Annotated in this window: 10 protein-coding genes; 8 read left to right on the forward strand and 2 right to left on the reverse strand. The window is 48.1% G+C overall.

Translation table 11 applies throughout. The features are described 5' to 3' along the window. Positions 1-386 precede the first annotated feature (386 nt). From folB to G598_RS0103555, 3 genes are all read left to right on the forward strand, one after another. Positions 387-749 (forward strand): dihydroneopterin aldolase, encoded by a 363-nt coding sequence (folB, locus tag G598_RS0103545; RefSeq protein ID WP_026765781.1) that lies wholly within the window; start codon positions 387-389, stop codon positions 747-749. A gap of 126 nt (positions 750-875) precedes the next feature. Beyond that, complete coding sequence (gene recA, locus G598_RS0103550) at positions 876-1967, forward strand: recombinase RecA (RefSeq protein WP_051179895.1); 1092 nt, start codon at positions 876-878, stop codon at positions 1965-1967. Between the two features lie 3 nt (positions 1968-1970). Continuing rightward, positions 1971-2468: a regulatory protein RecX gene (locus G598_RS0103555; RefSeq protein ID WP_026765783.1), complete on the forward strand. Its 498-nt coding sequence runs from the start codon at positions 1971-1973 to the stop codon at positions 2466-2468. 68 nt (positions 2469-2536) lie between these two features. On the opposite strand, the gene G598_RS19685 is transcribed toward G598_RS0103555, so the two are convergent. Then, on the reverse strand, positions 2537-2686 hold the full coding sequence (locus G598_RS19685) for a hypothetical protein (protein ID WP_157833262.1): 150 nt from the start codon (positions 2684-2686) through the stop codon (positions 2537-2539). 179 nt (positions 2687-2865) lie between these two features. Further along, positions 2866-4275 carry an acetyl-CoA carboxylase biotin carboxylase subunit gene (locus G598_RS0103565; protein WP_026765784.1) on the reverse strand — a complete coding sequence of 470 codons (1410 nt, stop codon included), beginning with the start codon at positions 4273-4275 and terminating at the stop codon, positions 2866-2868. Positions 4276-4537: 262 nt separating this feature from the next. Between G598_RS0103565 and uvrC the strand changes: the two genes are divergently transcribed. The 5 genes from uvrC (at position 4538) to G598_RS0103600 (ending at position 10999) form a co-directional block, all read left to right on the forward strand. After that, complete coding sequence (gene uvrC, locus G598_RS0103570) at positions 4538-6364, forward strand: excinuclease ABC subunit UvrC (protein ID WP_026765785.1); 1827 nt, start codon at positions 4538-4540, stop codon at positions 6362-6364. 28 nt (positions 6365-6392) lie between these two features. Then, positions 6393-7256: a PHP domain-containing protein gene (locus G598_RS0103575; RefSeq protein ID WP_037363144.1), complete on the forward strand. Its 864-nt coding sequence runs from the start codon at positions 6393-6395 to the stop codon at positions 7254-7256. A gap of 131 nt (positions 7257-7387) precedes the next feature. Next, positions 7388-7546: a rubredoxin gene (locus tag G598_RS0103580; protein ID WP_026765787.1), complete on the forward strand. Its 159-nt coding sequence runs from the start codon at positions 7388-7390 to the stop codon at positions 7544-7546. A 260-nt stretch (positions 7547-7806) separates the two neighbouring features. Further along, positions 7807-8835, forward strand: a complete 1029-nt coding sequence (locus G598_RS18460) for a nucleoside hydrolase (RefSeq protein WP_051179897.1) — start codon at positions 7807-7809, stop codon at positions 8833-8835. Between the two features lie 487 nt (positions 8836-9322). Beyond that, on the forward strand, positions 9323-10999 hold the full coding sequence (locus G598_RS0103600; RefSeq protein WP_026765788.1) for a ShlB/FhaC/HecB family hemolysin secretion/activation protein: 1677 nt from the start codon (positions 9323-9325) through the stop codon (positions 10997-10999). The last annotated feature ends 19 nt before the right edge of the window (positions 11000-11018 follow it).

The following is an 11018-nucleotide window of genomic DNA, read 5'->3' on the forward strand; positions in this document are numbered from 1 at the left end:
ACAAGTCAATGCAGATATGTACCGATTCGTTAGTCGGGAATTTAAGCCTCTGGAGCGTTATATCAAACGTGAGTAGTCTGTTCTTCGGGACGGCAAAAGCGGACGCGGTGAATGAGGAATGGAACATAAAAGTTAACTTTCTACGGAAGGTCTATGGCTTTTTATAAGTTTTCAGTAACGGTGACGGAAAATGGGTGACTTGTTCGTCATTTTACTTGTCTTTTTTGTTTATGGCTATGCCGAATGGGAAGAAATGTTTGGAGATTAAGAAGAATATTTTGTAAAGTTAGCAGGATTTTGCCTTGAGTTAGCGAAATACTCCTTTAGAAAGAATCCTGTAATCCATCATACAGGTAAGCTGATTTATAATGATAGGAGTGACCACAATGGCAAAAGTGAGAATTCTCAACATGATGTTCTATGGTTTCCACGGTGTTTATGAGTATGAACGTGAGCAGGGGCAGAAATTTTTCATTGATGTAGAAATCGAAACCCAGGATGACAAACTGGTGGAGACGGATGAACTGAAAGACGGCGTTGATACGGCAGCTGTCTATGATATCGTCAGGGATATTACGGAAAATAAACGCTACACCATGCTGGGCACTCTATCCGCAGCTATTGGCGATAAGCTGCTGGAGAAGTATCCGCATTTCAAAACGGCTATGGCGCGAATTCGTAAGCCATCTGTGCCTATTTCAGGGCCGCTGGATTGTGTAGAGGTTGAAGTGGTTCGTCATCAGAAATAATTGCCTAAGAAGAGGTCATCAACTGCCATGACAGTTGATGGCCTTGTTTTTATGTAAAGATTGCCAAAAGAAGGTATCTTTTATATAATTAATGTAGTTTTGTTTGACAGAAAGGATGCAGATAAGATGGCAGCAGACAAAGATAAAGATAAAGTAGGACGCATTACAGAGGAAGACAGTAAAAAAACGGCCCTGGCCAATGCCTTGAAAAAGATTGAAAAGGATTTTGGCAAGGGCTCTATTATGCGTTTGGGCGATGCTCGTGCGCAGATGAATGTGGAGGTTATCCCCACGGGAATCCTGCCTATTGATATTGCTTTGGGGACAGGCGGCATTCCGCGTGGCCGTATCATTGAGATTTATGGCCCGGAATCTTCCGGTAAGACTACGGTAACCCTGCATATGATTGCCGAAGCCCAGAAAAATGGCGGCATTGCGGCCTTTATTGATGCCGAACATGCTTTAGACCCTGTATATGCGCAGAAATTGGGCGTAGATATTGATGAACTTTTGATTTCCCAGCCGGATACCGGTGAACAGGCTTTGGATATCGTAGATGCCTTGGTACGCAGCGGCGCCATTGATATTATCGTTGTGGACTCCGTTGCCGCATTGGTGCCGAAAGCGGAAATCGACGGCGAAATGGGGGACAGCCATGTCGGCCTGCATGCCCGCCTGATGAGCCAGGCCATGCGTAAGCTGACGGGCGTTATCAATAAGTCACAGACCGTGGCGATTTTCATTAACCAGATTCGTGAAAAAGTCGGTGTGACGTATGGCAATCCGGAAGTGACCACTGGCGGCCGTGCACTGAAATTCTATTCCTCCGTACGCATGGAAGTGCGCAAGGGCGAAAAGATTACGCAGGGTGCTGATGTAGTCGGTAACCGCACGAAAGTAAAGATTGTCAAGAATAAGATTGCGCCGCCGTTCAAGACGGCCGAATTTGATATCGTGTATGGCGAGGGTGTTTCCCGTTTGGGTACGCTTATCGACATGGGCGTGGAACTGGATATCGTGGACAAGAGCGGTGCCTGGTACTCTTATGAAGGCAATCGCTTGGGACAGGGCAAGGAAAAAGCCAAAGCTGCTCTGGAAGAAAATCCCGCTATGGTGGAAGAAATCGAGCGCAAAGTGCGTGAAAAGCTGGTTAACGATGCCGATGCATTGGAAAAGGCTGCTCCCACAGATGCCAGTGATGATATCGACGAGGATTAATCCATGTGGGGAAATCCGAACTATGGGCAGGTCAAGCGCAAGCCGGTAAAGCCTGCGCTGGTGACTGCCGTGGATATGCTGGCCCGCCAGGAATACAGTGAAAACCGCCTGTTTGAAAAGCTTGTGACTAAAGGTTATGAGGAAGATGAGGCATCTGCGGCCATTGCCCGCTTGCAGGAAAAGCATTATCTAAATGATGCAGAATCCTGCCCGCGGCGGTTTAACTACCTCTACACGGACAGCAGTTACTCCGTGCGGCAGATTTGCGAAAAACTCAAGCAGAAGGGCTATCCGTCTGCACTCGTCAAGTCCTGCATTCCCGATGACCGAGAAATGGTGGGCGAACGTGAGTACGAAAAAGCGCTCCGGGTACTCACGAGCAAGTATAAGCGCAGCCAGGACAAGCAGAAACTGATGGCGGCCCTCTTTCGGCGCGGCTATCAGAGTTCGGCCATCTATCGGGCAGTCAATGAATTTTTAGCTGATGTGGAAGAAGAATAAATAAAGTAAGGCCCTTGTACGATGATGTTGTACAAGGGCCTTACTTTTATTGCTATATATGCAGGGAATTAGTTTTCGCCTTTTTCAGCCTTGGAAAGTTTTGCGCAAGCAGCAGCAATACGGTCGATAAAATCATATTCCATGGAAGTAGCTTCAAAAGCTTCAGTAAATTCACGGCTGCCCAGTTTCTGGTCAAGAATCTTTTCGCAATCACGCATGGTTGTTTTCACCTCCGAAAAATTAATGGTACATCTTAGTACCTGCTAACAGAAATATATTATAGCAGGTACTAAAAAAATTGCAAGAGGTTTTGATAAAAAAATCCATATAAAATATTAATGTGTTATAAAAAATACTAATAACAAAAAAAGCGCCCTTGCGGACGCTTTTTCTGTTATTAAGCCAAGTACATGCTTTCGCTGATGGTGTTGGCGAGTTCTTCTTCGTTCATATCCTTGGTATCTTTCGGGGCTGCTTCATAGGCATCCATGCGTTTCTTGATGAACTGGGTGTCGATATTGCCCGTACGGAAGTAGGTATCCTTGAGGATTTTCTTGTGCAGGGAAACGGTGGTCTTTACGCCGTCAATGCGGAATTCCTTGAGGGCACGTTCCATGATTTTGATGGCGTCACCACGGGTGCGGCCATGAACGATGATTTTGGCAATCATGGAATCGTAGTACGGCTCGATGGAAAGACCTGCCGTTACGCCGGAGTCAAAGCGGACGCGGGGGCCGCTGGGTTCGTGCAGGAAGGTAATCTGTCCCGGGCAGGGCATGAAGTTATTGTCCGGGTCTTCGGCGTTGATGCGGCACTCGATGGCATGGCCGGCAAAGTTCACATCTTCCTGGGTGATTTCCAGGGCTTCACCAGCGGCAATGCGAATCTGGGTGCGTACGAGGTCAATGCCCGTAACGGCTTCCGTGATACCGTGCTCAACCTGAATGCGCGGGTTGATTTCCATGAAGTAGAATTCGTTGTTGGACAGGTCAAGCAGGAATTCTACCGTACCGATATTGGAATAATGTACGCTCTTGGCAGCCTTTACCGCAAGACGGCCTACACGGTTGCGCATATCCTGCGTGAGGGCGATGGACGGCGATTCTTCCAGAAGTTTCTGGTTGCGGCGCTGCAGGGAGCATTCACGCTCGCCTAAGTGGAGCACTTCACCGTAGTTATCGGCCACAATCTGCACTTCGATATGGCGGGAACGTTCAATATAATGTTCGAAATAATACTTGGTCTTGGTGATGTCCACCAGCAGATTCAAGATGTTCTTGAGGTCGTTTTCGTCATGGGCAACGCACATACCCTTGCCGCCGCCGCCGGAAACCGGCTTCAGGATTACGGGATAGCCAACTTCGGCCGCAACCTTGATGGCTTCTTCATTGCTGGTCAGCGGGTCACTGCCCTTGGCCATCGGAATGCCGGAGGGAGCGATGGAAGCGCGGGCGATATCCTTGTCGCCGACAAGGCGGATGGTTTCCGGCATGGGGCCAATCCAGGTGATGCCGGCTTCCGTTACCTGTTCAGCAAAGTCTGCGTCCTCGGAAAGGAAACCATAGCCGGGATGAATAGCATCGGCATGGGTTTCGCGGGCAGCCTTTAAGATGGCGTCTTTATTCAGATAGCTTTCCAAAGCGTCTTCGGGACCGACATTAACGGCCATATCCGCAAGGCGTACATGCAGGGCATTGGCATCGGCATCGGAATAAACCGCTACGGTTTCGATGTCGAGTTCCTGACAGGCACGGATAATGCGTACGGCGATTTCGCCACGGTTAGCAATTAAGATACGTTTAAACATAGGATTTCCTCCTAAACTTTACAACTCAATTTATATTATTGTTGATTATTGTATATAGTTGTACATCAACAGGTATTAAGACCTATTACCAAAACAACTATGGTTTGAATTGTAGCACAATTTTCGGAAAGGGTCAATAATAAAGTTAGGGTATCGGAATTATGCGTAAAAAGAATAATGAATGATGTATACAAGAAATTTTCATATTTTTAGTGTATAGTGTGCTATTATATAAGAAAAGATGCAGTGGGGAAGTGAGATTATGACGGATATTGTAGCGGAAAAACTGAAATTATTGCCGGATAAACCGGGCGTTTATATCATGAAGAACGCCGAGGGGCGGATAATCTATGTAGGCAAGGCTATTGTGCTGAAGAACCGGGTGCGGCAGTATTTTCAGTCGGGCAAGAACCACAGCCCCAAGGTGCGGGCTATGGTGTCGCATATTGCCGACTTTGAAATCATCATGACAGCTTCGGAAGTCGAAGCGCTGATTTTAGAATGCAATCTGATTAAGAAACATCGCCCTCGTTATAATATCAGTCTTAAAGACGATAAAAGTTATCCCTATGTCAAAGTGACGGTGCAGGAGGATTTTCCCCGCGTGTTCATCACACGACGAATCCTAAAGGACGGAGCGCGGTATTTTGGCCCCTATACAAATGCCACAGCGGTACATGAGAGCTTAAAGCTTTTGCGGCGGCTTTTCCCGTTGCGTACCTGCAAGCATTTGCAGGAACGGCCCTGTTTGGAGTATCATATCAAGAGGTGCCTGGCACCCTGCGCAGGCAAGGTCGAAAAGGGCGATTACGATGCCATGATTCGGGCAGTTTTGCTGTTTCTGGAGGGGCGCACGGAGGATGTGGAGCGAGAATTGCAGCTGCGCATGGAGCAGGCGGCAGAGAGCTTTAATTTTGAAATTGCAGCGCGTTTGCGTGACCAGTTGCTGGCTGTGCGCAAGGTTGCAGAAAAGCAGAATATTGTCACGGGTTCCGGCGACCAGGATGCCGTGGGGCTGGCGCGTTCGGAAATCGGCGTGGTCGTGCAGGTCTTTATGATTCGCGGTGGCAAGATGGTTGGCCGGGAGCATTTTCTGTTGCAGGGCAGCGAGGATGAAAGTGACGGGCAGCTTTTGGCGGCCTTTTTGCAGCAGTATTATCATCGGGCGACCTTTATTCCCCGAGAAATTCTGCTGCCTTTGGAAATTCCGCAGTCCGAACAGGACTTGCTGGAAAGATGGCTGTCGGATAAAAAACAGAAGGCCAAAGTCCAGCTTATCCTGCCGCAGCGGGGGACCAAAAAAGATATTGTGGATATGGCCGCTTCCAATGCGGAAAAATATCTCCATGATGAAGCGGCCCGCATCAAGCAGGCCAATGACCAGACCTTGGGGGCTGTGGAGGAACTGGGACGTTATCTGGGACTGCCGAAACCTCCCGACCGCATGGAGTGTTTTGATATATCGCATAATCAGGGGAGTGAAACGGTGGCTTCTATGGTCGTCTTTGAAGGCGGCCTGCCGAAGAAAAGCGATTATCGACGGTTTAAGATACAGAGCACCGAGGGCAAGCCAGACGATTTCCTTTCCATGCGGGAGGTTACAACCCGCCGTTATGTCGATTTGCCGGAGGAAGAACTGCCGGATTTAATCATCATTGATGGCGGCAAGGGGCAGTTATCTTCGGCGCTGGAAATCATCCGCAATGTGGCAGGGCATAAGCATGTGCCTGTGGTGGGCCTTGCCAAGCAGTTTGAATTGGTGTTCACGGAGGGAAATCCTGAACCTGTGGTACTGCCGCGGCATAGTCAGGCGCTCTATCTTATTCAGCGGATTCGTGATGAGGCGCATCGGTTTGCGATTACCTATCATCGAAAACTACGGGGCAAGCGCAATCTGGTGTCGGTGCTCGACCATATTGTAGGCATTGGGCCGAAAAGACGGCAGGCACTATGGAGCCACTTTGGCAGCATCAATAAAATAAAGGCTGCTACGGTGGAGGAATTGACGTTAGCGCCGGGCATGAACAAGCCGGCCGCTGAAGCTGTTTATAATTTCTTTGCGGCGCAGGCGGAATTGAGAGGAAAATAATTTATAGATAGTGAGGAATAGGAATATAATGAAGAAGATTGATTTACACGTTCATTCGTTGGTATCGGACGGCAGTTTTACGCCGGGCGAATTGGCTGTTCACGCCAAAAAGCAGGGACTTTCGGCTTTTGCCCTGACGGACCATGATGTAATGGCCGGCTGTGCGGAAGCGGCGGAAGCAGCCAGCGCAGCCGGTGTGGAATTCATCAACGGTATGGAGCTGACGGCGGATTTTCAGGGGCTCAAGATTCATGTGGTATGTTTGGGCTTTGATGCCAATCATTCCGCCTTTCAAACCATGTACAAGAAAATCCGCGCCATCAAGGAAGGGCGGATTGAGGATATCATCGAATTTGTGCGCCGCAAGGGTGTAGATATCAGTCTGGAAAAAGTGCAGGAATTTACCTACATGGGGATTTTAGACCGTTATGCGGTGATGCGTTATTTGGTTTCGTTGCATCTTTACGATCGGGCGCAGCCTTTATGGGATAATTATCTTGACCCTGCCGTGGTGGAATTGGGGCTCAATTATAACATTACGGCTGAAGAAGCGCTGCCCATCATTCACGAGGCGGGGGGCGTGACGTCACTGGCACATTTCCATAAGAATATCGGCTTGGGCAAGTTGGAGAGCCGTCAGCAGCAGGAACAGGCCATTGTGGAACTGCATCGCTTAGGGCTCGATGGCATGGAACGGTTCTATCCGAATTATTCGGCAGAGGATGCAGAGTTTGCGGCACAGATGATAGCGAAATACGATTTGCTGCCCACAGGCGGGACGGATTTCCATGGGACGAACCGGCCGGGAATTGAGATGGGGAGTGGAATGAACGACAATATGGAAGTGCCGTATGCGTTTTTTAATGGGGTTAAGGAACGGCTCGGTAAATAATTTTCGCTATTGGCAGGATTTAGCCTAAACCGGATAGAAATTCCTAACTAAGCAATCGGCGCTCGTCCTTGAGCGCCGGGCGACGATATACATTTATGGGTTCGTGGTGTTAGGTGTTAGGAGGGCTTTCGATGAAGACTTGGGTTTGTACGGTTTGCGGCTGGATTTATGATGAGGCGAAGGGCGACAGCGAGTACGATTTAGCTCCGGGCGTGGCTTTTGCGGATTTGCCGGAGGATTTTGTCTGCCCGCTGTGCGGCGTAGGTAAGGATATGTTTGAAGAACAATAGGATAGCTGGAAATTTAACTTGATTATCGGTCAGGTTGACTAGTCAAAAATAGGGGCTGTGAAGTGCAGTCTCTATTTTTTTATAAATCCGTGTTGATAAATCCGTGTTGATGTGTATAACTTTGGGAAGGAAATGTTTTTTGGGTGGCGAAAAAGTAATCATAAGTATCAACATTGGCAGAAGGGGAAATCTGTTTTGATGAGCTAATGCCCTGAGCCGATAGTTTTTGGTGAAGCTTAGTGCAAAAGGAGGCAATGGTGATGAAGTCTATGCGCAATGTTTACGTTTGCTTGCAAACATGCTGTTTCATTGTGTGTTTGCTGCTGAGTGGGGCAAGCTATGGTGATGCCCGGTCTGTGTACAGGCAGCCGGTTATTATGGACACGGATATTGGCAACTCGACCGATGATCTGTATGCCATGGATTTGCTCTATAAGATGGCCCGTCGTGGTGAGGTCGATATAAAGGGCATTGTGGTGGACCGTCAGGGGGATGGCTTTGCTGACCTGGTGGATATACTGAACACCTATTATGGTTTCCCGGATATTCCCATTGGTGTGGAACGGCAGGGCGTGGCAAACAGCACCATCCATATCGATTACCGTATGCTGGACGATTTGAAAAATGCCGATGGCAGTAAGATGTTTGCCCGCACGGACAAGAATATGCAGGATAATCTGGATGGCTATAAGCTTTATCGCAAATTGCTGGCAGAGGCTAAAGACCATTCGGTTAAAGTCATTGCCATTGGCTTCGTATCCAGTCTGGTGCAGCTATTGGAATCCGGGCCGGATGAGTACTCGGATTTGCCGGGCAGAGAGCTGGTAAGACGTAAGGTGGATTCCCTTTATTTTATGGCTACGAAGCTGGGGGAAAATAATGACCCTGGCTACAACCTGCGTTATGATATTCCCCTGGCTAGACGTTTCCTGACCGAGTGGCCCCGGGAGGTAAAAGTATATCTTTCCCCGAGTCCTGTGGGCGGAGCAATCGAATATCCTGCGGAGCTGGTCATGAAGGATTTAGAAAACGTGCCTGTGCATCCTACCCTGCAGGTTTATCTCAACAAGAACTGCAATACAGGGCAAAAGATGTGGGATTTCCTCTGTGTGGCAAATGCTGTAAATCCGGAGCTGTTTTCCTATTCCAGGACAGGCTTTGTATCCTTGGATAAAGCGGGAAAGATTTGCTTTACCAAAGATAAACAGGGCAATTTTGTCTATCAGCTGCCGGGCGATAAAAAGTGGAATGACAATATGCTGTCCCTGTTAAGATTTTATGGCAAATAAGGAAATGCAGGCGGCTGCTTTTCTTGTTAGCAGGTCATAAGACTATTAAACAAATTTATGATATGATAAAAAATAATAAAAATATTTACCCGGTCCTGCGGAATAAAATAATTCTGCACTAAATAGTCCACGAAACCTCCTATGCGTTAAAATTAAGAAAAAGAATTTTTTCGCAAAGGAGGTTTTATTCATGCTGAAACGCAGAGACTGGCTTAGAAAAGCACAAAAGCGGTTAATCCATAAGCATGACCGGAGTATTGTGGACTTTATGAAAATCAGCTATCACTTTTTTCGCTGAACTCTGCACATGGTTCAACCAAATGGCAGAACCGCGTGCTGATTCGAGGATGTAAAGTATATCGAGATGCACTATATTTTACTGAATAAAGTAGGAATTCTTTATAATTTGTCGAAGAAAAAATAAATATAACTCATTTTTTGGAACTCATCATTTTGGTTCATACTATAGATTCCGGGAGGCAGGAATATGTTCGCTATCAGGGAAAGAAAATTGACAGCTATGTTGCTGGCAGTATTGTGTATTAGTGGTGGCAGCGCTGCTATGGCAGCACCTCCGCCAATTCATGATGATGCAGGGCTGGAGATGCGCCGTCAGCGTGAGGAGGCTGAGCGTGAGCGTTTGCGTCAGCAGATGGAGGAAGACCGGAAGAAGCAGGACGAGAAGGTTCAGGGCAATACAGAAATGCCTGCCAGTACAGGGGAAGCTGAAGTAAAGTTTGTCCTGAATAAAGTCACCATAGATGAATCGGCAATCATCAAGACCGACAGCTTCAACGAGATTACGGAACCTTATCTGGGCAAGGAAGTATCCCTGGCTGACCTCTCCAATATCGTAGAGAAGATCAATGCCATCTACGCAGCTGAGGGCTATGCCACCTGTAAGGCATACCTGCCCCAGCAGACCATTGAAAATGGTCATGTGCATATCGCCCTGATTGAGGGCAAGACTGGTGAAGTCTCCATTTCCGGTAACAAGCATACGAAGGAGAGCTATATCCGGAACCGCCTGCCTCTGCGTAATGACACGGTACAGAACTTCAATGAGCTGAACAAAAAGCTCTTCCGTTTCAATGCCACCAACGATGCCCGGCTGGGGATTACGGTGAAGGCGGGGAAGGTGCCCGGTACAACGGATTATGAAATCGTGCTGCAGGAACCGAAGAATGATGTCTTCACCCTGTCAGTGGATAACAGTGGCGGCAGCAACAATGGGGAATGGCGTGAGGGATTTTACTATACGAATCGCAGCCTGTCAGGCAGACGGGACAGCCTGTCCGCCAGCTATACCCGTGCCAAGGGACTGAATTCAGTAGGTTTTAATTATGCGACTCCCGTTGGCAGGCAGGGGGCAAAACTGCTTTTCGATTACAGCACTTCCACTAACGAATTAATTGAAAGCTCTATGCGTCAGTTGAAAAGTAATGGTCATGGCTGGTATTTAGGTGCTGCCTATCTACAGCCACTAATCTTGAATCAAACCACCCGTACGGAAGCGAAGATTGGCATTTACCGGCAAAATTCCCAGACGGATATGCAGGATGGTGCCATTCCTTGGCAGGACAGCCAGGCCAACAATCTCTACCTGTCCTTTGCTATGACCAGCTATGGGAAGAGCAGTGCCTTCTACCATCAGCATTATTTTGGCATAGGCCATGCAAATGCCTACCAGGCGAATACTGGAACTTATGCCACGAATGATTATTCTCTCTATCGGTTGAACAGCCTGTACCAGAAAGGCTGGCAGAATGGCCATATGTTTACCGGACGCCTTAATCTGCAATGGAGCGGGGTGGACGGCCTGCCCTCGGCGGAACAGTTTTTTCTGGGAGGTCTGAACAGTGTGCGGGGTTATAAACGGGATATGGTCAGCGGCGACAATGGTATGACCTTCAGCGCAGAATACGCCATCCCGCTGAACCGCAAACGGACGGTCTCTGTCTATGGCTTTTTTGATTATGGAACCATCCTTGGCGACACCGCCTACGAAGACCATGTTTTGAAAAGTATGGGTTTAGGCCTTAGGGCCAATATCAAGCAGACGGTTTATATGGATCTTTCCATCGGATTCCCGCTGGAAAAGGATTTGAATGGCAGCCAGGTATCCAAGACAAGGGTTCACTTTGGCATGAATGCGCAATTTTAACGGATTGGAGCTGGATTGA

It is taken from the genome of Selenomonas ruminantium subsp. ruminantium ATCC 12561, assembly GCF_000424065.1.
GTDB lineage: Bacteria > Bacillota > Negativicutes > Selenomonadales > Selenomonadaceae > Selenomonas_A > Selenomonas_A ruminantium.